Genomic DNA, 20,588 nt, shown 5'->3' with positions numbered 1-20,588 from the left:
GGCATGGCGTTGTGGAGCCTTTGCGCCTAACCTTCGAAAGAGGCTTCCACAACGAACATGTGGCCGTCCACCGTGAAGGGTATGGCCACCACAGGCCCCTTGGTGATGCTTTCTATCTCGTGCCCTTTCCCGGCCACTATGGTGGGTATGCCCGCCTCGAAAACTATGCCAAGTTCAGCAAGCCGCCTGCGCGCGTCGCCGGATATCATGTTGGTAAGCTCACCGACGGCGTCGCGCACGTCGGGCGAAAGGTCTGTATAGGTCTCTCCAAGCATGCTACCCACCACCTTGCACACCGCGTCGGTGGTGAAAGATATAACTATGGCCCCGCGGGACGCTCCGGTAAGGCCTATGACCCCCGATATGTCGCCCACGGATTTCTTGTCGGTCTTAAGGTACGGCTTCCCCGGGTCGGCCTGTATGTTGGCCATGGTGGAAAGCACGTTAAGCGTAGCCTGTAAAAACGGATTAATGTACTCGGATTTCATCAGCCCCCTGGTCCTCTCTAATTGGAAACTGCCCTGTTGTTCATTTTACATCCCCCTGCCCCGTAATTCTTGAAAGAGCCGTATCCACGAGCGCAGTGAAAGCCTCCCTCTGCCCCGGCTCCAGCTTGTACAGTATGTCGGCGGCTATCCTGTCCGGGATGCGCTCCATCAGCCTGGCCAGGCTCTCGCCTTTCTCGGCCAGCTCTATCCAAACCTTGCGCCGGTCTTTGCCGTCCTGCTCCCGTTTGAATATCATCCGGTCAACCAGTCCCCCAACAAGCCATGTGGTTGTGGATGGCGGCGCGCCCAGCGCCGAGCCGATACCGCCTATGGTAACCCGTTTTTTTGCCGCCACCACTTTGAGCGCTTTGCGCTCGGAATGGGTCAACTCCCTGCTCAATAGCGGCAGGGTGGACTCAATCTCGTGATAGCGTTCCACGATCAGGTCGACAAGTTTGCCGACCTTTTCCGATTCTCTTGTAGGTTGCAATTTTCCACCAAAGGCAAAAACCTTTAAAATGGTAGCTTTATTTCCAGAGGAGCGTCAAGCTTCATTACATAACGGCAGTGTCTCAGTTTGAAAGTACAGGGGAGATTCTTCACTTACGCCCAGGATGACAATATAAAAGCCGTTGATAACATTGCCATCCTGAACGAAGCGCCAGCGAAGTGAAGGATCTGTCTACTATTTGAGATTCAAACTGAGACACCACCTACAGAACGCTCCGCTTGTAAAAAGCGGTTATTGGCGTACAATATTGATTAGTATGCATGTAAATCTCATCCCCACCACACTGGAAGAAGCCAAACGCCGTGGGTGGGAGGCGCTGGATGTAATCCTGGTCACCGGCGACGCTTATGTGGACCACCCCTCGTTCGGCGTGGCGGTGGTGGCCAGATTCCTGGAATCGCTAGGGCTTCGCGTAGGCGTAATAGCCGCGCCGGACCTGGGCAATCCCGCCGATTTTTTAAAGCTGGGCGCGCCGTCCATGTTTTTCGGTGTCACTTCAGGCAACCTGGATTCGATGATCATGCGTCACACGGCGCAGAAAAAACCCCGGTCCGACGACGCTTACGCCGAAGGCGGCTTATCCGGCAAACGCCCGCCCCGGGCCACTATCGCCTATTGCAACAGGGTGCGGGAGCTTTTCCCCGGCGCCAAAATAATCATCGGCGGGCTGGAAGCCTCCCTGCGCCGCTTCGCCCATTACGACTACTGGAGCGACAAGGTGCGAAGGTCCATCCTGCCGGACTCCAAGGCGGACATGCTCGTGTACGGCATGGCCGAGCGGCCGTTAGGAGAGATAGTTGAAGGACTGATGTCCGGCAAGACCCTAAAAGAGATGACAAGCATCCGGGGCACGGCGGTGATGGCCGGGGCCGGGGCCGAAGGCATTTCTGGCCGGGACGTGATAGAGCTACCTTCGTTTGAGTCCGCCCATGCCGACAAGCTTGAATATTCCAGGGCGTCGAGGGTTATACATATGAACCAAAACCCATGGAGCGCCAAAACCCTCGTCCAGAAACATGGCGAAAGGTTTCTTAAGGTGAACCCGCCCGCCGGGCCTTTTTCCACGAAAGAGCTGGACGCGGTGTACGATTTGCCTTTCACCCGCGTTCCCCATCCGTCGCACAAGGAGAAAATACCGGCCTACGAGATGATAAGGCACTCCATTACCGCCATCCGGGGCTGTTTTGGCGGATGCGCTTTCTGCGCCTTGACCGTTCACCAGGGGAAGACCATCCAGAGCCGGTCGGAGGAATCCATCCTGCGCGAGGTGGACTCCGTCAAAAAGATGAAGGATTTCGCCGGGTATATATCCGACATAGGCGGACCAACCGCCAACATGTACGGCATGAAATGCGGCGACCAGAAGGCCGAAGCGGTTTGCCGGCGGGAGTCGTGCGTCCATCCGAATGTTTGCAAGAATCTGGTGACAAGCCACAAGCCCCAGCTTGAGATGCTAAAGAAGGCCCGTAGCGTCAAGGGTGTTAAAAAAGTATTCGTGGCGTCGGGCGTAAGGTACGACCTGGCGAACCTGAGCCCGGAATACATAAAGGAACTGGCGGCCCACCATGTTTCCGGCCAGCTGAAAGTGGCGCCGGAACATTCAAACCCCGAGACCCTGGCGGTGATGCGAAAGCCTGGGATAGAGGAGTTCGAAAGATTCTCCAAACTGTTCCTGGACGCCTCAAAAAAAGCCGGGCTGGAGCAGTACATAGTCCCCTATTTCATATCGGCCCATCCGGGTTGCGGGATAGAAGAGCAGGTAGGTTTGGCCATATACCTGAAAGAAAAAAGTATCCGGCCCCGGCAGGTGCAGGATTTTATTCCGGCGCCTTTGACACTGGCGGGGGACATTTATTATTCAGGGGTGGACCCTCTCACGGGGAAAAAGGTTTATGCCGCCCGGGGGGACAGGGAGCGGAGGTTCCAGCGGGCGCTACTGCAATACTTCAAACCGGAGAACGCCGATGACGTGCGCGCCGCCCTCAAGATGGCCGGACGGGAGGATTTGATAGGATACGGAGGGAATAAACTGGTGGGGTACGAACGGAAAAACAGCCCCAAAAGGCCCGCCACGGCGGAAAGAACGGCCAGAAAATTTCCGAAAGGGAAAAAGAAGTGAGCGGCCATGAATATACTTTTGGCGGGCTGTTTACAGGCACGCTGAGCGGAATATTGCTGGAAGAGGATTACGACACTCTGGCCTGCTCGCTGGAGGGCTGTTTTTACGCCGTGGACTGGAAGGAAAACCATGTCGCCCGGATGATGGGAAACCAGGTGGGGGACACTATGAACATGCTTAAGCAGGACGTTTGCGGCCGGAAGGCATTAAGCGTCAGGTTCCCGTTCACTTATGTCCACACCTTAGGCTCCCCTAAAATGATAAAGCTATATAACCCGGCGGATTGCGGCTCCGGATGCTCCACAAGCTCCCCATCACCATGGTGGGTATTTTCGGTGGTGGCCCCGGGCCCCGGCGAGATAGAGGACCTTAAGAAACCATCCTGCGCCGAGTCTAAAGGTTTCCTGGCCAGGCTGATCGGCAAATAAAAAGGGGCGCGTTCATCACGCGCCCCCCGTTCAAAACTGGCACAGCGGTCAGTTGGCCGGCCGCTCCTCGACCGTCACTTTCATCTCGATGCGCGCCGTGGGGTTGTCCCGCATGTCACGCGGTTCACCGACTATCTTGTCGGCCACGTCCATTCCCTCGATAACTTCGCCGAAGGCGGAATATTGCCGGTCCAAAAACCTGGCGTCGGCCACGCATACGAAAAATTGTGAGCCAGCGCTGTCTGGATCCTGCGCCCTGGCCATGGATACGATGCCGCGCTTGTGGGCAGTGGCGTTGAACTCGGCGTTGATGGTGTAACCCGGGCCGCCCATGCCATGGGTGTGACGGGCCTTGGCGTCCTTGGTGTTGGGGCAACCGCCCTGGATCATGAAGCCTGGGATGACCCGGTGGAACGTGGTTCCATCATAAAAGTGGGCCTTGGCCAGCTTTTTGAAATTCTCCACATGTTTCGGGGCCACATCGTCCAGGAATTTTATGACAATCTTCCCGTGTTTGGTTTCAATAACGCCCACTTCCTGCATTTTCACGTCCTTTCCTGATTTTTTCTGACTCTTGGCTTCTGTTTTTTTGGTTTCGGTTGTGGGGCTGTCTTTAGCCAGCGCCGGGCCCATCAACATTGTGACCGATATGATGGCGGCCAGCATGGCCGAGGCATAGTTTCGAACCATTATTTAATAACTCCCTTTCAATGAATGATGGCCTTTGGACAGTTCAAGCCCGGCCGTTTAAGCGTTACCCTTGGCCGGGTTTTTACCGGGTTTGGCCTGTGCCTTTTTCCGCTCCTGCCGCTGGAAATAACGGTTAAGTTTTTCCGGCGTTTCGAACATTATGTCAAATATCTCGCCATGGTACTCACAGCTTGGCGGGTTATGCTCCCGGCAGATATCGGGCCTTCTGGCGTATATTGTGCACCGGTTGTTTTCGTCCAGGTACCTGCAATCCCCCATGGAAAGCCTGTACCACCGTTTGCTTCGAATAAAAAACCGGGTGTTGTGGAAATGGAGTTGCCACACCAGCGATTCCTTGTCGTGTTTTGTCCTGGGCGGCGGGATATGGCTCTCCAGCCCCTTGCAACACATAGCCGTGCACCCTTCGCAAGTCGCTTTCTCGCTCATAGCATCCTTTAAATTGAATTAACGGCGGACCATCGGCAGGCCGGATTCCGCCAGACAGGGAGCAATTATATTCCAGGAAGGCTCGCAAACCAAATTCCCGGGTTTAAGGGCGCTGTCAGGACTTAACCCGCTTCCTTACCCTCAGGCGGGGGAGGTTCCTTCTTGCCTGCCCCGTTCTTCTGGAAATAAAGCTTCAACTCCTCCTGCGAGTCGAAAATCTTGCTTTCCCACTTGGTGTAATATTCGCAATGGGGCGGGTTATGATCCCGGCAAAAATGGCTCCGTTTTGGATAAATGGAGCAGAGGTTATTGTCGTTTAAGTGTTTGCACCGGGTGATAAAAAAGCGGTGCCAGATTTCCCCATCCCAGACAAACTTCACGTTGTGGAAACCCAGTTGCCAGACCATGGCTTCTTCCTCCCGTTTGGTTTTGGGCGCGGGGATGCGGCTTCCCACCCAACTGCAACATAAAACCGGGCATCCTTCACAGGTCTGTTTACCGCTCATAAACCTTGATACGAATTGAGTTGTTAAAAAAATTGGGCGACTTTTTTCGAATTATCCCCATCCATTATAATTTACCAGCCAGCGCCAAACCAGATTTATGCCACCCTGCGCCTTGTGAGATAATTAAACGATGGAAAACAGCGTTACGGAAAAATCCGAGGCGGTTAGAAGGATGTTCTCATCCATCGCCCACCGGTACGACTTTTTGAATCATCTGCTCTCCATGGGGGTGGACATCGTCTGGCGCAAACAGGCGGTGGCCCAGCTTGGCTCCCTGGACGGGCGCAGTTTTCTGGACGTTGCCTGCGGCACCGGGGACCTGTCCATCGAAATAGCGATGGCCGGCGCCGGGAAAGTGACCGGTGGCGATTTTTCGGACAACATGATTACCATCGGCCGCGAAAAAGTGAAAAAGAACGGGCTGGACGGGAAAATAACCGTGGAGTTCGCCGACGCCCTCAACCTTCCATATTCCGACGCCCAGTTCGACGGGGCCACCTGCGCTTTCGGCGCGCGGAATTTCGCCGACCTGGACCGGGGCCTGAATGAAATGGCGCGGGTGGTAAAGCCCGGCGGCAGGCTGGTTATCCTGGAGTTCACCACGCCGTCCAATCCTTTATTCGCGGAAGTCTACCGGCTTTACTTCACGAGGATCCTTCCCCTGGTAGGCGGCATTTTCTCAGGCATGAAATCGGCCTACGAATATCTTCCGGACTCGGTTTACAAGTTTCCGGCCCCCGCGGAATTTTCCAGCCGGATAGAAAAAGCCGGATTCACTGATGTGCGGTTCACGCCGCTTACGTTGGGTATATGCGGAATACACTCTGGAGTCCGGGTGTGACTTTTGGAAGGTTCGTCTCTCTTCTGGCGGGCGCTTCGCTGGGCCTTGCAATAGCCCTCAACGTTTTCAAACCCCAGCCTTCGATCATCCCCGTGGCCCCGGCCCGGGTTGACGGGCAACACTCGAGCGCTAAAAGCGATTGGGTATTGATGGCGCAAAAAGTGCGCCCCTCGGTGGCCAGGGTCACCGCTTATGTCGAGCAGGAGCCCGGCTCCGGGGATGAATCGCCCGGAAGCTTCGCCGAAAGGCTCCAAACCCTCTTCGCGGAGACCAAATACCAGGTGGAGTCGGTGGGCTCCGGGGTGGTTATGGACCGGGAGGGAAGGATCATCACCAATCATCACCTGGTGGCCAACGCGAAAAAAATAACGGTGAAAATTTACGGCTCACCCATCGAGGAGGACGCCACCCTGCTGGGTAAAGACCCCTTAAGCGACATCGCGGTGCTACGGGCCAAGGGGGCAACCAAGGCCCCGCCCGCGGTTTTCGCCGGTCCGGCGGCGGTTTTGCCGGGCCAGTTTGTGGCGTTGGTGGGCAACCCATTCGAGTTTGAGGGGAGCGTATCCCTTGGCGTGGTAAGCGCCTTGGGCCGTTCCGGACTGGGCCTTGCGGGGATAGAGGATTTTATACAGACCGACGCGAGTATTAATCCCGGCGACAGCGGCGGCCCCCTTTGCGACATGTCCGGACGCGTGGTAGGCATAAACACTGCCATCTACGGGCCTGGCTCCGGCATTGGTTTCGCCATACCGGCCCCTGTGGCGGTGGCCGTGGCCAGGGAGCTTTTATCCAAAGGCTCCATTAGCCGGGGCAGGATCGGGGTGAAGCTACAGCCGCTCACGGAGGACTTGGCCAGGTCGTTACGGTTTAACCGGGAAACCGGGGCGCTGGTGACCGGGATAGAGCGCCGCTCTCCAGCGGAAAGGGCCGGGTTGAAGGCCGGGGATATTGTGGTATCCTTCGACGGGCGGCGGGTGGACGGGCCGGGGAGGTTGAGAAGTTTCGTGCTTTCCACCTCGCCGGGAAGCGACGTGGAAATAGGGATAATCAGGGACGGAGTTCCTGTAACCTTTTCAGTGGTTGTGGGAGGAATGTGACCCCTTGGCGTTAAGTGAAACAGGCCCGGCGGAAACCATGGAATTCAGCGATACCGCCGCCGTTAAGCAGTACATGGACCAGCGACGGGCCGCCATAAGGGCCATGCACGACCGGGGCGCTGGCGGCATAGAAGTGTGCCGGGCCCTTTGTGATGTGGTGGACCATGTGATCACCGGCCTGTTCCGCGCCGTGTCCGGCAAGTTTGAGGGCGCGGTGGTGGCCCTGGGTGGCTATGGGCGCGGCCTGCTCAATCCATATTCAGACGTGGACCTGCTTTTCCTGCTCCGGGACAATCACAAGAAATCCATGCCCCCGCCGGAGATGCTGGCCAGGTTATGGGATTTGGGGATGAAAGTGGGGCACAGCGCCCGGTCGGTGTCCGACACCGTCACCATGGGGCTGGGGGACATTACCGCCCGCACCGCCATGATAGAGTGCCGTTTCCTGGCCGGCAACGCGGAGCTTTACGACGAGTTCCGGAAACAGTACGCCAGGAAAGTGATCCATTACAAGCCCGACAACTTCATCCGCGCCAAAATGGCCGAAATGGAAAAACGTCACCTGGCTTTCGGCTCCGCCGTGCGGCTCACCGAGCCGGACTTGAAGGAAAGCCGGGGTGGCTTGCGGGATTTCCACACGGCCCTTTGGGTCATCAAATCCAAGCTGGACGTGCCAAGCCTGCAGGAAATGGCCGCCCGGGGCCTTATGGCGCTAGATGAGGTGGAGCCGGTGGAGAACGCCCATTCCACCCTGTTGAGGATAAGAAACGGCGTCCATTTCCGCGCCGGGAAGGCCGCGGACAGGCTGGTTCACGCCATCCAACCGGACGTGGCCCGGGCCGAAGGTTTCACCCAAGGCTCCGACAACGAGGCCGCGGCCATGCTCATGCGCAAGTATTATAACTCCGCGCTTACCGTGGACAGGTTCGCGACGGAAATGATCCAGATGGCCACGGACTATAAGCGCAGAAGGTTCTGGGCGCCAAGGATAAAAATAGACGCCGACGGGTTGTTCGCCAGCGAGGGGAAGCTTTACGCCAACGGGTTCCCTCCGGCGCAGTATGGCCCGGAGCCGGACATATTGTTGAAAATAGGCGCCCGGTTGGCGGAGGAGGGGCTGGAGCCCTCACCCCATCTGTTCCGGGGTCTTAAAAAGATCGCCTCCGGCGGGCCTGACTCGTGGTTTGCGGGGGAGAACGGCGGCGTCCTGCTGATGGGGATTTTAAAATTGCGCCACAGCTTCCGGGCGGTTTCGCTGTTCCACGACGCGGGGATTTTACAGCGGCTAATACCGGAGTTTTCCGATATTACCGGCCTTTCCCAGTTCGACATGTTCCACCGGTATTCCACCGATGAGCATACGCTTACCGCCCTGCGCAAGCTGGAGGATATCCCGCACTCGGCCCCGGTATGCCCCCAGATGAAAGATATTTACAGGGCCAAGAAGGATCCCGAAATAATAAAACTGGCTCTTCTGCTTCACGATTTGGGCAAAAGGGCGGAAGACCGCCACGCCGTGGAGGAAGACACCCGCTCCCGGCCCATTCTGGAGCGGTTGGGTTTACAGGCCGAGGTGGAGGCCGTGGGTTTTCTTGTGCAGAACCATCTGCTCATGAGCACCACCGCCCAGCGGCGCGACTTTTCGGTGCCGGGCACGCTCCGCCATTTTGTGGAAACCGTGAAGGACAGGGTGAACCTGCGGAAACTCTACCTTCTGACTTACGCGGACATAGCCGCCGTGGGCCCCGACGTGTGGAACGACTGGAAAGACAGGCTTCTCTGCGAGCTGTACGAAAGCGCCCTCCAGTATTTCATCGAAGGCGAAACCATGTTCCTGTCCAGCGCTGAGCAGTTGAAAGCGCTCACCATCCAGTCCGCCCTGGCCATGGGCTCCAAAACCTTCGAGCCCGATGCGGCCGCTTTCCTGGCCCGGGCGCCAGAGAGGTACATAAGGCAAACCGAGCCTGAAACCGTGGCCCTGGACATCCGCCAGGTGGAACGGCTCAGGAGCGCCAGGGTGGCGTTAAGGTTCGCTCCGAATCCGGGAGACCAGACCGGCAAAGTGACCCTGGCCGCCCAAGAGCGCATAGGGTTTTTCTCGGTCATATCCGGGGCCTTCGCCGCCAAGAACATAAGCATAGTGGAGGCGCAGATACACACCCTTGCAGGTCACACCGCTCTGGACACCCTTACGGTGTCCGGCAACCTTAGCCTCATTGCCGAACCCAATTCGCTGGCCCGGTTCGAGGTGGAGCTTGCCGACCTTCTGGAGGGGAAAAAAGACCTCACCGAGATGGTGGCCCGGCGCACGAAGTATTTGAAGCAGGAGCCGGTGGCGGGCCCCGCCCTGCAGGAGCCGCAGATAATAGTGCTAAACCACCTGTCGGAGACGAACTCCGTGGTGGAGATATGGGCGCCAGACCGCATAGGCCTGCTGTACGACATAACGCGCACCTTCGCCCGGCTCAATTACGACATCACCTCGGCCAAGATAAGCACCGAAGGCCCCACGGCGATCAACGTGTTTTATGTCACATCGGCGGAGGGGGGGAAGATTGAAGAGGAATCGGCCAAGACGGCCCTGTCCGGCGCGCTCATCCACGCCATAACAAGCCCCATGGGGGAGGGGTAGAGGGTGGCGCTTAGGCCCCGGCCTGTTTTCGCCGGGCGCGTTTTATAAGTGTTACTTCGTTGCCTTTTTCGTTGTAGGTCACCTCGTCCATAATCTTCTTGAGCAGGAAAAGGCCCCGGCCGCCGCTCCTGTCCCTGTCTGAAGGCGCCGCCACCGCCAAAGCCCCCTTGTAATCGAACCCCTTGCCGTCGTCGCTTATCACATAACGCGCCTCGTTTGGGGTGATGGCGTATTTAATGTGGATTTTCCTGCTCTTGGTTTTTTCGCAGGCCATCCTGCGGCTTATTTCCTTCGAGAACTCTTCATTGGAAAGGTGGATTTTCAGGTGTGGGCTTATGGTCAGGTTCCCGTGGTACACGGCGTTGGCTATAGCCTCGGTGAGAGCCATGGCCACAAGCCTTGTCTCCATCTGGGTGCATACCCCGGCGCGATAGAGGTTCTCCACCAGAAGGTCCACCGCCGGGCCTATGGCCGCCTCGTCGGAGGGGAACATGAACTCACGCTCCTCCCGTTTCAGGCAACAGAACATCCGGCGGGCGTTGATGGCGTCCCGTTTAGGAATGAGCGCCGTTTCTACGGCCTCTAAAACATTGGTGTCGGTGAAAGGCTCTCTTAATAGGTCCGCCGCGCCGGCGCGCAGGGCCATTATGGCCCCCTCGCTGGTCACATGGCTGGCCATGAGGATGAAAATGGAGTCGGGCCGTAGAAGTTTGCCATCCAGCAATATTTTCAGCCCCTTGGTGCCGGTGGCCACGCACCGGGTTAGAGCTATGTCGAAATGATGGACGGTTAGCTCATGGATGCCCTTCTCCGGGGAGGCCAGCGCCGTGACCTTAAAACCCCGCTCCGAAAAAAGGCTTTTTAACCGCGCCCTAAGTGGGGACGAGCCTTCGATGATCAGCATTTTCGTGCGGGCAAGGGTAGCCATCAGCTATTACGCCTCCAAGCTTTGCCAACGCCTGGCCCCATGCCCGCCATCTCCATTATGCCGCCAACCACTTTGCGTCCCATCTTTACAGCCAGCGCCGTTTAAAAATTGTCACAAAATAGGTAATAACATACCTGACATATTCTACTTTGGCCCGCCGGATTTGTCATTCCACTCTTGCCCGCCATGTTTTAACCGGCGCATCCTTTCGGCTATGGCCGCCTCCCGCCCTTCGCCGGTTGGCTCGTAATAAACCCGGCCTTTCAACTCCCCGGGCATATAGTCCTGTTTCACGTAATGGCCGGGGAAATTGTGGGGATACTGGTAACCTTTGCCAAACCCATAACCTTTCGCGGCGCTGTAATGGGTGTCTTTGAGATGATCGGGGGTGGGCAGGCTTTTGCCTTCCTTGCGGATGTCTGCCAGGGCCGAGTCTATGGCTGTGATAGCGGAATTGCTTTTTGGCGCCGTGGCCACATGCAAAACCGCGTGGGCAAGGGGGATCCTCCCCTCGGGCATGCCCAGCCTCTCAACGGCCTCGGCGGCGGCCACGGCCAGGATAAGGGCCGTGGGGTCGGCCAGCCCCACATCCTCCGATGCCGTCACCATCAACCTGCGGGCGATGAAACGAGGATCCTCCCCCCCGGCGATCATTTTTGCCAGCCAGTATATGGCCGCATCCGGGTCGGAGCCGCGCAAGGATTTCTGAAAGGCCGATGCGTGGTCGAAATGCTCCTGCCCCTGCTTGTCGTACATGATGGAAGTGTCTTTGGAAAGCTCGTCTATCAAGGCCACATCCACGGTGGTGGAGGCGTAAACAGCTGATTCAAGCAGGTTTAGCGCCGCACGGGCATCTCCCCCGGAAAGCTCGGCAATCCTTTCTGCCGCTCCATCGGCCAAAATGGTTCCACGGCCCTTTATGTCCAATTCCTGCTCATCCAGCGCCCGGCGCACGATTCCCGCAACTTCATCAAAGGTCAGACGTTCCAGCCGGAATATCCTCAGCCGCGACCGGAGGGCCGGGATAACCTCGAAAGCGGGATTTTCGGTGGTAGAGCCGATTATGGTTATTTCGCCCGCCTCCACATGGGGAAGGATGGCGTCCTGCTGGGTTTTGTTGAACCTGTGGACTTCATCTATGAACAGGATTGTGCGCCGTTTGCGGCGGTCCCATTCCCGCCGCGCCGAGTTAACAGCGTCCCTAAGCTCCGCCACTCCGGCGGCCACGGCTGAAATTTCAATGAAATGCCGCTCAATAGCCTGGGCTATTATTCTGGCCAAGGTGGTCTTCCCGGAGCCTGGCGGACCCCAGAAAATGATGGATGGCAGGGCTCCGCCCTCTATGAGGGCGCGTAGCGGTTTGCCCGGGCCCAGCAGGGCTTCCTGACCCACAAACTCCTCAAGAGCCTTGGGCCGCATCCGTTCCGCCAGCGGTTTTGGCGGGCCGCCCTGCTTCCCGGCGGAGCTGTTTTCAAAAAGGTCCATGGGGCAAGTATATAACAAGCCGATGGGCGCCCTTGACAGAAGGGCCGTTTGTGCCCGACAATTCAATAAATATGCTGGAAATTTTCCACATCAGTACGGTTGGTGGTTTTTGCGTAACGGTTCCCATAAAAGCGCGAGGGGCGAAGTGCGCCATTATTCCGTGGAACCCCACAAGTTGCCGCGGTCTGGCCGCCATATTGCCTGATGGATGAACTGACGCTGGACTGTTCGCCCCGGTTCCATGAGCTGGCAGGGGCAAACGACGTAAACCTGCGCAGGATAGAGAAACGGTTCAACGTGCAGGTTTCCGCCAGGGGCGACAAGGTGCGTATAAAGGGGGAGAAGGCCGCCGCCGGTCTGGTGGAGAGCCTGATCACCCAGCTGATGGAAATTTACGACACCGGCCAGGAGATAAGCGAAGGGGCGCTAAAATTCATAATCCCCGCCTTTCATGACGACCCCTCCATCCGGATAAAAGACGTTTTCTCCGAAAAAACCCGGCTTCAGACCGGAAGGAAAGAAATAACCCCCCGTTCCGTGATCCAGAAGGAATACCTGTTCGCCATGGGCAGGTTCGACATAGTGATAAGCATAGGCCCCGCTGGCACCGGCAAGACGTATCTTGCCATGGCCGCGGCGGTGTCTGAACTTTTAAGGAAAAGGGTGAGCCGGATAGTCCTCACCCGGCCGGCGGTGGAGGCTGGCGAGCGGCTGGGCTTCCTGCCAGGCGACCTTTACGAGAAGATAAACCCCTACCTGAGGCCGTTGCACGACGCCCTGTACGACATGATAGAGCCGGAGCGGGTGGGCAGGATGATAGAGCAGGGGATGATTGAGATAGCTCCCCTGGCCTACATGAGGGGCAGAACCTTGAACGACGCGTTCATAATTTTGGACGAGGCGCAAAACTCCACGCCGGACCAGATGAAAATGTTCCTTACCCGGCTTGGGCTAAACTCCAAGGCGGTGATTACCGGGGACATCACCCAGGTGGACTTGCCACCCTCGGTGGAGTCGGGCCTTATTCACGCCAAAATGGTTTTAAAAGACGTGCCGGGCATCCGGTTCATCCATTTCACTGAGAAAGACGTGGTGCGCCACGAACTGGTTAAACGGATACTTAAAGCCTATGAGGAAAACGACCCTCGTGTAAGGGGGCAGTCGCTGTAATGGCTAAAAGGGGAAACATGGCGGAGCGGGTTTGCGGATGAAAGCGGCCAAGATAATCAACCTGGACGCTTTTAAAAAGAAAGAAAGCGGCATTAAGCCCCCGGGCCGTCAGCAACAACCGGCGAACTTGTTCGATAGGCTCGACAGGGAACTGCTATACGTTGGCGCGCTGGTGGTGGCCGCGGCCTTGGCTCTGGCGATGATAATGACCCCGTCGCGCAAGGCGTCCGTCACCGTTCCGCCGGTTGGCTCCGTGGCCGAGTACAACATAAAGGCGCCGGAAGAGATGCTGGTGGAGGACAGGGAGTCCACCGCAAAGAACCGGCGGCTCGCCGCCGAGTCGGCGCCGGACATATACGATTTTGACTCCAAGGCGGAAACAAACCTTCTGGCCAGGATTAAGGACGCCCAGGAGCCGCTGGTTAACGAATATCTCACCCAGTCGAGGCCTGCGTACCTGGATGTTATCGCCGCGCTGGAATATAAAGACGAATCCGGCCACAGGATACCCTCCGCCGCCATCCCCAAGGATGGGGTGGTTCCGGAAAAGAGGCTGGCCGAGTCCCGCAGGGCGCTTACCAAAGTTGAGCGGAGCGAAGGGTTCCAGCGGCTTGCGCAAGAGTTTGAAACCCGGCTCAACATAACGCTGGACGCCAGGGAGCGGGAGGTGCTCCGCCAGTATCATTACTGGCCCAGGATCTGGGACATGGTGGGCGCCTCGCTGGCCCCGGTGTACGCCAAGGGTGTGGCCGAACGCAAAGGCGAGACCGCCGCTTCCGCCAACCGGGGGATGATTTTAAGAAACATCGCCAGCGGCGCAGAGCGGGCGTCGAAGGATCTGGCCGAACTTTACGACATGCCCGAAGCCCGCAAGAAGATCCGCGACGAGGCGGCCTCAAGGATGCCGGAGCGCCGTCCGGCCCTGAGGAAACTGGTGGCGTCCCTTTCCCAAAAACTCCTGCAGGCCAACGTAACGTTCAACCGCAAGGAGACCGAGCTGAGAAGGGAGCTGGCCTCAAGCGACGCCAAACCGGTGTTCTTCCGCGTCCAGCGGGGCGAGATGATAGTGCGGGAGGGGGAGCTTGTCACCCAGGCCCAGGCCGAGAGGCTTTCACAGATAGCCGGGAGCCTGGAGAGCCGCGGCCGGTTCACGGTGTTTATGGGGCTGTTCCTCATAAACCTTCTTCTTATGAGCATGGCGGCGTTCTTTCTCCGCAAGTTCCATGACGAGATCGTGGAGTACCCTAAGCTCCAGGGCATGCTGGCGGCGCTCATAGTAACCCACATGGGGCTGGTGTGGGCTTCCATGCAGGTGTTCACGGTATTCCTGACGCAAACGCCGAGGATAGACCTGCCAACTTACATGCTGGCGGCCCCGATGGCTTTCGGCCCGATGATAGTTTCCATATTCTTCACGGCGGAGCTTACGGTGCTTTTCTCCGTGGTGGCGGCGGCGCTCACGGTGCTGATGGCCGGGGACCTGCCCGCCCTACCGCTTCTTACCATTACCGCGGGGCTGGTATGCGCCCACCATGTGCGAGCGTACAACCGCCGGTCGTCGGTGATAAAAGTGGGCCTCAGCGTTTCGATGGTGAACCTCATCATCACGCTGGCCTTCGGCATGACCGGGCCCAATTTCTTTTCCGAAGACCAGTTTTTTAACGTCATATCCGCCCTGGCGGGCGGCTGTGTGGCGGCGTTGCTGGTTTCTGGCGCCCTACCGGTGCTGGAAAGCCTTTTCCCTGTGGTGTCCGACATCAAACTGCTGGAGCTGTCAAATTTAAACCATCCGCTTCTTCGGCGGATGATATTAGAGGCTCCGGGCACTTATCACCATTCCATGATGGTTGGCAACCTGGCCGAAGAGGCATGCAAGTCCATTGGGGCCAACGCCCTGCTGGCCAGGGCCGGCGCGCTTTTCCACGACATCGGCAAGATGAAGATGCCCGAGTATTTCGTGGAGAACCAGGCTTCCATGGCGAATCCGCACGACAAGCTTACCCCCCACATGAGCGCGCGAATCCTGATAAACCACATCAAGGAGGGGGTGGAGATGGCGAGGCAAAGCAAGCTCCTGCCGCAGATCACGGCGATGATCCCGGAGCATCACGGCACCCAGCTGGCCCGGTATTTCTACGCCAAGGCCAAAGAGGCCGAGGAGGCCGCCCGCGCCCAGGTGATGGAGGTGGACTTCCAGTATCCCGGGCCCATACCATCATCCAAGGAATCGGCCTGCGTGGCCCTGGCCGACAGCATAGAGGCGTCGGCACGCGCCTGCTCTGAGCCCACGCCGGGCAAATTGAAAACCATCGTCACCGACGTGATAAACGACAAGTTCGTGCAAGGCCAGCTGGACAACAGCCATTTGACGCTCAAAGACCTGGCCCATATCGCCCATAGTTTCACCCACGTTCTAACGGCTATCCATCATCACCGCATCCAGTATCCGGACCAGGGCGGTGATAAAGAAAGACGGCATGGTTCAGGTTCAGGTATTAAGGCGCAGGACAGGCAAGGGGCCCGCAACCAGTAAGCTTCGCCAGAAGGCGAAGCGTATTGCGGACATCCTGGGGCTCGGCGAGGGGGAGATAAGCCTGCTCGTCACCGGCGACAGGGAAATGCATCAGCTCAACCGCCAATACCGTTGCAAGGACAAGCCCACCGACGTGCTTTCATTTCCTCAAGCGGAGGGGGAGATAGATTACTCAAAACCCGGCATGCTGGGGGATGTGGTGATTTCCGTGGATACCGCCGGACGGCAGGCGGTTGAAAAAGGCCACTCGCTGGAGAAGGAGATGGACATCCTGCTGGTCCACGGTTTTTTACACCTGTTGGGATTCGACCATGAGCGGGGGCCAAAAGACGCGCGCGCCATGCATAAAAAAGAGAGGGAAGTTTTAAAGAGTTTGGGTTATTGACCCATACCCCCCTCACTCTTATTACTTGTCATTTTCCCGCCATTCCGGGTATATCATAAAACCATCGGGCAGGCGCTTTCATAAATAAACATTGTTGGGGGATTGGGTGTTATGAGGAAAAACGGAAAGGGGAAAGTTTCGTTTACCCTGCGTATGGCTATTGCGTTTATTTTCACCGCGTCTGTTAGTTTGACGGGCCAGGCCATGGCATCGGGAGAGGCGGCGTCCACCATGTCGCCGGATTCGGCGCTCAAGACGCTTAAAGACGGCAACGCCAGGTTTGTGGCGGGGAAAAGCGAACATCCCCGGGCCGACTCCAAAAGGAGAAAAGAGACGGTGGAGGGTGGCCAGCATCCATTTGCTGTAGTACTTGCCTGCTCGGATTCCCGGGAGGCCGTGGAGTTGATATTCGACCAGGGCATAGGCGACCTTTTTGTGGTGCGTGTGGCAGGTAACGTGTCCGACACCGACGAGATAGGCTCAATAGAGTATGGAGCGGGGCATCTTAACGCGCCCCTGCTGGTGGTGCTGGGCCACACCAAATGCGGCGCGGTTACCGCCGTGGTTAAAGAGGAAAAGGTCCATGGCTCCATTCCTGAACTGGTGGACAACATTGTCCCCGCCGTCGCCAGGGCCAGGGCCAAAAAAATTGTGGGCGACGTTCTCATCCATGAGGCCATCAAGATGAACGTCTTCCAGTCTATTGAGGACCTGTTCAAAAGGAGCGGGGAGACCAGGGAACTGGTGAGGAGCGGCAAGTTGAAAGTGGTGGGCGCGGTGTACGATCTTGAGAAAGGGACAGTGGACTGGCTCGGCGAGCATCCCGACCAGGGCAAGCTGACATCCACAGCCGTTGAGGGCCACGAGCACCACCGCTAGACTGATGTTACTTGGGGCGGCTGTCATTTGACGGCCGCCTTTTTTGGTAGTTCCCAGTTTGAAAGTACAGGGGAGATTCTTCACTTACGCTCAGGATGACAATATAAAAGCCGTTGATAACATTGTCATCCTGAGCGAAGCGCAAGCGAAGTGAAGGATCTGTCTGTTATTTGAGATTCAAACTGAGACACCACCCCTTTTTTTGTTTGGCGGGCATGACCGGCAAGCGCCATGTATAATTGGAAAAAGGCCCGGTAAAATAAACGCCGGGCCTCTGTATGGGTAGCATCAAATAACTCTCTAAGTGATGGACAATAATAAAAACCTCTGGGCTCCCTGGCGGCTGGGTTATGTGCTGTCCGAAAAACCCAAAGAGTGCGTGTTGTGCAGTATGCCCGGTGACAATGATGATGAAAAACACCACATCATTCACAGGGGGGTGACCTGTTACCTCCTGCTTAACCTGTACCCTTACACCAACGGGCACATGCTGGTAGCGCCATACCGCCACACGTCTGAATATGACGACCTGACAACCGAAGAGCTGGCCGAAATGGCGCAGATAACAAAACGCGCAGTGCAGGCGGTTAAAAAATCCATGCGGCCTGGCGGGTTCAACATCGGCTTAAACCAGGGGCAGGTTGCCGGGGCGGGTATCCATGAGCATTTGCATTTCCATATTGTGCCCCGCTGGAACGGGGACATCAATTTCATGCCGGCCGTGGCTGGCGTTAAAGTGATGCCCCAAAGCCTGGACGAAGCGTATGAAACCATACGCTCGGTTTTTTAGATGACCTCCTGACGAGCCTCACCATGTCCCAAAACATCACGCCGATGATGCGGCAATATATGGAGATGAAGCGGACCCACCCGGACGCCATCCTCTTCTTCCGCATGGGTGATTTCTATGAGATGTTCGGGGAGGACGCCATAGTGGCCTCCAAGGCGCTTAACATCGCCCTCACCAGCCGCGACAAGGGATCGGAGAACCAGACCCCCATGTGCGGCGTTCCCCATCACGCCGTTCAAAACTATCTTGCGCGGATGATCCGGCAGGGTCACAAGGTGGCCATCTGCGAGCAGATGGAAGACCCGCGCCTGGCCAGGGGGATAGTAAAAAGGGACGTGACCCGCGTGATAACGCCCGGGGCGGTGATGGAGCCTACGTTGCTGGACGAGAAGTCCAACAATTATCTAGCCGCGGTGATGGCCGGAAGGATGGGGATAGGGCTTTCGGCGGCGGACCTTTCCACCGGACTCCTGCGCGCCCGGGAGTTTGCGGGCGACACGGCGCTGGAGGATATGGTAAACGAGCTGGACAGGCTGGATCCGAGACAGATAATCATCCCCGCGTCGCTGGAGGAGTATCACCCCGGAGTTTATAAGTCGCTTGCGGGATTGAACGTGACTCTGGACAAGGTGGAGGATTGGGTTTTCGACCGCGAAACCGCCCGCAGGACATTGCTGGAGCAGTTTAACGTGGCAAACCTGGAGGGCTTCGGGCTGGAGGAGCTTGCCCTTGCCACATCAGCCGCCGGAGCGGCGGTTCATTACCTCAGAGACACCCAGAAAGGCGCCGTCCAGCATCTCACCCGCGTGGTCATTCTGCGGGGCGGCGACTATATGGCGCTGGACTCCGCCACGCGAAGGAACCTGGAGCTTGTAAAAAACCTCATCGACGGCGACAAGAAAGGCTCCCTGCTGGGCCTGTTGGACGAGACGCACACGCCCATGGGCGCCAGGTTGATGAAAGAGTTTATCCTGCAACCGCTTCTGTCCGTGGAGAAAATCCAGGAGAGGCTGGATACCGTCCGCGCTTTTTACGAAAGCAGGGCCGCCATGGAGAGCGTCAGGGGTCTGCTGGACGGCATGGGCGATATTGAGCGGATAGCGGGCCGTGTATCGCAAGTTAATTGTTCCCCCCGCGACCTGCTGGCGCTAAAAAACGGGTTGGAGCGCCTGCCCGCCCTCAGGGCCTCGATAGAATCCGTCGATACCTCCATATCCATGGCCTGGAAATCGTTATGGGACGACGTGGCGGATTTGAGGGAGCTTCTGGAGAACGCCATATCGCCCGAAGCCCCATCCCACGCCAGGGACGGCGGCTCCATCCGTCAGGGATACAACGAGGAGCTGGACCGCTTGAAGAGCGTACAGACAGACTCGCGCAGGCACATCATCCATCTGGAGGAGGAGGAAAGGCGCAAGTCCGGCATATCCAACCTGAAGGTAAAGTACAACAAGGTGTTCGGCTATTTCTTCGAAGTGTCGCGCAAACAGGCGGAGTCGGTCCCGGCGGAGTGGATGCGGAAACAGTCGCTGGTGAACGCGGAGCGGTTCGTTTCGCCGAAACTGAAGGAACTGGAAGAATCCATATTGAACGCCGAGGACCGGGCGCTGACCCTGGAGCTTGCGCTTTACGACGAAGTTAAAGTCCGGGCCGCCCAGGGCGTGGGCCGCGCGCAGACCATGGCCTCCATATCAGCTGAGCTGGACGTATTCACGGCGCTGGCCTATGTGGCCAGAAGCAACGGTTATTGCCAGCCGGTGGTGGACGGAGGGGACATCATGGAAATAACGGGTGGCAGGCATCCGGTCCTTGAAAGGGTCTTGCTGGCCGAGCGGTTCGTGGTGAACGACGCGTCGCTGGACCGGGAGGGGAACATGATATCCATCATCACCGGGCCCAACATGGCGGGCAAATCCACATTTATCCGGCAGGTGGCGATAATCACGCTCATGGCTCAGATGGGGTCGTACGTCCCGGCGGATTCGGCCAGCATCGGCGTGTGCGACAGGATTTTCACAAGGGTGGGCGCGCAGGACCATCTGCAAAAAGGGCGCTCCACCTTCATGGTGGAGATGAACGAAACAGCGCTGATACTTAACAACGCCACGGCCAAAAGCCTGATAGTGCTCGATGAAATAGGGCGTGGCACATCCACTTTCGACGGAATTTCCATAGCCTGGGCGGTGGTGGAGCATATCCACAGGATTGGAGCCCGCACGCTGTTCGCCACCCATTACCACGAGCTTACGGAGCTTTCGGATTCGCTGGCCGGGGTGAGGAATTTGAGCGTGTCCGTGCGGGAGTGGAACGACGAGATAATATTCCTCCACAAGATAATCGCCGGCGGAGCGGACAAAAGTTATGGAATACAGGTGGCGCGGCTGGCTGGCCTGCCCCGGGAGGTGATCACGCGGGCGGGTGAGATTCTCACGCAACTGGAAGCCAACGAGCTGGACACCACGGGCCATCCAAAACTAAAGGCCGCCGGGGCCGGGGGCCAGCCGTTGTACCAGCTAAGCCTTTTCGCCCCATCGGTTAGCGAGGTGGAGGAGGAGTTGAAGAAACTTGACGTTAACCAGCTCACCCCCATCGAAGCGCTCAACAAGATTGCGGAGCTGAAGAGGAAAACGGGCGGCAAGTGAATTTGCCTGCCCCCACA

At 57.5% G+C, this 20,588-nt stretch carries 18 protein-coding genes; 11 read left to right on the top strand and 7 right to left on the bottom strand.

Going from position 1 to position 20,588, the window contains the following annotated elements; all coding sequences use genetic code 11:
• Positions 1-26 precede the first annotated feature (26 nt).
• The gene (locus tag HY751_06715) at positions 27-488 is read right to left on the bottom strand and encodes a chemotaxis protein CheX (GenBank protein ID MBI4666081.1); all 462 of its coding nucleotides are present in this window, start codon (positions 486-488) and stop codon (positions 27-29) included.
• A 40-nt stretch (positions 489-528) separates the two neighbouring features.
• Entirely contained in the window at positions 529-978 is a 450-nt protein-coding gene (locus tag HY751_06710; protein ID MBI4666080.1) for a hypothetical protein, read from the bottom strand.
• Between the two features lie 277 nt (positions 979-1,255).
• On the opposite strand from HY751_06710, the gene HY751_06705 reads away from it, so the two are divergent.
• The gene (locus tag HY751_06705) at positions 1,256-3,118 is read left to right on the top strand and encodes a YgiQ family radical SAM protein (GenBank protein ID MBI4666079.1); all 1,863 of its coding nucleotides are present in this window, start codon (positions 1,256-1,258) and stop codon (positions 3,116-3,118) included.
• Positions 3,115-3,546, top strand: a complete 432-nt coding sequence (locus tag HY751_06700) for a hypothetical protein (protein MBI4666078.1) — start codon at positions 3,115-3,117, stop codon at positions 3,544-3,546. Before HY751_06705 ends, HY751_06700 begins: the two co-directional genes overlap by 4 nt.
• A 48-nt stretch (positions 3,547-3,594) precedes the next feature.
• Here the strand turns inward: HY751_06700 and HY751_06695 are convergent, their stop codons facing one another.
• The 3 genes from HY751_06695 to HY751_06685 all read right to left on the bottom strand — a co-directional run bounded on the left by HY751_06695 (position 3,595) and on the right by HY751_06685 (position 5,189).
• Complete coding sequence (locus tag HY751_06695) at positions 3,595-4,089, bottom strand: peptidylprolyl isomerase (protein MBI4666077.1); 495 nt, start codon at positions 4,087-4,089, stop codon at positions 3,595-3,597.
• 204 nt (positions 4,090-4,293) lie between these two features.
• Positions 4,294-4,683: a YkgJ family cysteine cluster protein gene (locus tag HY751_06690; GenBank protein MBI4666076.1), complete on the bottom strand. Its 390-nt coding sequence runs from the start codon at positions 4,681-4,683 to the stop codon at positions 4,294-4,296.
• Positions 4,684-4,805: 122 nt separating this feature from the next.
• Positions 4,806-5,189, bottom strand: a complete 384-nt coding sequence (locus tag HY751_06685) for a YkgJ family cysteine cluster protein (protein ID MBI4666075.1) — start codon at positions 5,187-5,189, stop codon at positions 4,806-4,808.
• Between the two features lie 130 nt (positions 5,190-5,319).
• Between HY751_06685 and ubiE the strand changes: the two genes are divergently transcribed.
• Genes ubiE through glnD form a run of 3 tightly spaced genes read left to right on the top strand, consistent with a single transcriptional unit; the run spans position 5,320 to position 9,759 of the window.
• A complete protein-coding gene (ubiE, locus tag HY751_06680) occupies positions 5,320-6,030 on the top strand; it encodes a bifunctional demethylmenaquinone methyltransferase/2-methoxy-6-polyprenyl-1,4-benzoquinol methylase UbiE (GenBank protein ID MBI4666074.1) in 711 nt (236 codons plus the stop codon).
• Positions 6,027-7,127, top strand: a complete 1,101-nt coding sequence (locus HY751_06675) for a trypsin-like peptidase domain-containing protein (protein MBI4666073.1) — start codon at positions 6,027-6,029, stop codon at positions 7,125-7,127. Before ubiE ends, HY751_06675 begins: the two co-directional genes overlap by 4 nt.
• 37 nt (positions 7,128-7,164) lie before the next feature.
• Positions 7,165-9,759, top strand: a complete 2,595-nt coding sequence (gene glnD, locus HY751_06670; protein ID MBI4666072.1) for a [protein-PII] uridylyltransferase — start codon at positions 7,165-7,167, stop codon at positions 9,757-9,759.
• Between the two features lie 10 nt (positions 9,760-9,769).
• On the opposite strand, the gene HY751_06665 is transcribed toward glnD, so the two are convergent.
• The gene (locus tag HY751_06665) at positions 9,770-10,687 is read right to left on the bottom strand and encodes an ATP-binding protein (GenBank protein ID MBI4666071.1); all 918 of its coding nucleotides are present in this window, start codon (positions 10,685-10,687) and stop codon (positions 9,770-9,772) included.
• 144 nt (positions 10,688-10,831) lie between these two features.
• Positions 10,832-12,172: a replication-associated recombination protein A gene (locus HY751_06660; GenBank protein ID MBI4666070.1), complete on the bottom strand. Its 1,341-nt coding sequence runs from the start codon at positions 12,170-12,172 to the stop codon at positions 10,832-10,834.
• Positions 12,173-12,376: 204 nt separating this feature from the next.
• Here HY751_06660 and HY751_06655 point away from each other — a divergent pair, with 204 nt between their 5' ends.
• The 6 genes from HY751_06655 (at position 12,377) to mutS (ending at position 20,571) form a co-directional block, all read left to right on the top strand.
• Positions 12,377-13,342 carry a PhoH family protein gene (locus tag HY751_06655; protein MBI4666069.1) on the top strand — a complete coding sequence of 322 codons (966 nt, stop codon included), beginning with the start codon at positions 12,377-12,379 and terminating at the stop codon, positions 13,340-13,342.
• Positions 13,343-13,379: 37 nt separating this feature from the next.
• Complete coding sequence (locus tag HY751_06650; protein ID MBI4666068.1) at positions 13,380-15,875, top strand: HDIG domain-containing protein; 2,496 nt, start codon at positions 13,380-13,382, stop codon at positions 15,873-15,875.
• Complete coding sequence (gene ybeY, locus HY751_06645) at positions 15,820-16,260, top strand: rRNA maturation RNase YbeY (GenBank protein MBI4666067.1); 441 nt, start codon at positions 15,820-15,822, stop codon at positions 16,258-16,260. Before HY751_06650 ends, ybeY begins: the two co-directional genes overlap by 56 nt.
• 153 nt (positions 16,261-16,413) lie before the next feature.
• Positions 16,414-17,139, top strand: a complete 726-nt coding sequence (locus HY751_06640) for a carbonic anhydrase (protein MBI4666066.1) — start codon at positions 16,414-16,416, stop codon at positions 17,137-17,139.
• A gap of 307 nt (positions 17,140-17,446) precedes the next feature.
• Complete coding sequence (locus tag HY751_06635; GenBank protein MBI4666065.1) at positions 17,447-17,929, top strand: HIT domain-containing protein; 483 nt, start codon at positions 17,447-17,449, stop codon at positions 17,927-17,929.
• Between the two features lie 23 nt (positions 17,930-17,952).
• Positions 17,953-20,571 (top strand): DNA mismatch repair protein MutS, encoded by a 2,619-nt coding sequence (gene mutS, locus HY751_06630; GenBank protein ID MBI4666064.1) that lies wholly within the window; start codon positions 17,953-17,955, stop codon positions 20,569-20,571.
• Positions 20,572-20,588: the final 17 nt, after the last annotated feature.

The sequence above is a fragment of the Nitrospinota bacterium genome (assembly GCA_016208975.1).
Lineage (GTDB): Bacteria > Nitrospinota_A > UBA7883 > UBA7883 > JACRLM01 > JACQXA01.
This window is presented reverse-complemented; position numbering and strand designations above follow the sequence as displayed.

Excerpts from the sequence above, each read along its gene's own strand:
- HY751_06690 (MBI4666076.1), bottom strand. The coding sequence starts at position 4,683 with ATGAGCGAGAAAGCGACTTGCGAAGGGTGCACGGCTATGTGTTGCAAG.
- HY751_06685 (MBI4666075.1), bottom strand. The coding sequence starts at position 5,189 with ATGAGCGGTAAACAGACCTGTGAAGGATGCCCGGTTTTATGTTGCAGT.
- HY751_06660 (MBI4666070.1), bottom strand. The coding sequence starts at position 12,172 with ATGGACCTTTTTGAAAACAGCTCCGCCGGGAAGCAGGGCGGCCCGCCA.
- HY751_06695 (MBI4666077.1), bottom strand. The coding sequence starts at position 4,089 with ATGCAGGAAGTGGGCGTTATTGAAACCAAACACGGGAAGATTGTCATA.
- glnD (MBI4666072.1), top strand. The coding sequence starts at position 7,165 with ATGGAATTCAGCGATACCGCCGCCGTTAAGCAGTACATGGACCAGCGA.
- ubiE (MBI4666074.1), top strand. The coding sequence starts at position 5,320 with ATGGAAAACAGCGTTACGGAAAAATCCGAGGCGGTTAGAAGGATGTTC.
- ybeY (MBI4666067.1), top strand. The coding sequence starts at position 15,820 with ATGGTTCAGGTTCAGGTATTAAGGCGCAGGACAGGCAAGGGGCCCGCA.
- HY751_06655 (MBI4666069.1), top strand. The coding sequence starts at position 12,377 with ATGGATGAACTGACGCTGGACTGTTCGCCCCGGTTCCATGAGCTGGCA.
- HY751_06650 (MBI4666068.1), top strand. The coding sequence starts at position 13,380 with ATGAAAGCGGCCAAGATAATCAACCTGGACGCTTTTAAAAAGAAAGAA.
- HY751_06635 (MBI4666065.1), top strand. The coding sequence starts at position 17,447 with ATGGACAATAATAAAAACCTCTGGGCTCCCTGGCGGCTGGGTTATGTG.
- mutS (MBI4666064.1), top strand. The coding sequence starts at position 17,953 with ATGTCCCAAAACATCACGCCGATGATGCGGCAATATATGGAGATGAAG.
- HY751_06640 (MBI4666066.1), top strand. The coding sequence starts at position 16,414 with ATGGCTATTGCGTTTATTTTCACCGCGTCTGTTAGTTTGACGGGCCAG.
- HY751_06715 (MBI4666081.1), bottom strand. The coding sequence starts at position 488 with ATGAAATCCGAGTACATTAATCCGTTTTTACAGGCTACGCTTAACGTG.
- HY751_06665 (MBI4666071.1), bottom strand. The coding sequence starts at position 10,687 with ATGGCTACCCTTGCCCGCACGAAAATGCTGATCATCGAAGGCTCGTCC.
- HY751_06705 (MBI4666079.1), top strand. The coding sequence starts at position 1,256 with ATGCATGTAAATCTCATCCCCACCACACTGGAAGAAGCCAAACGCCGT.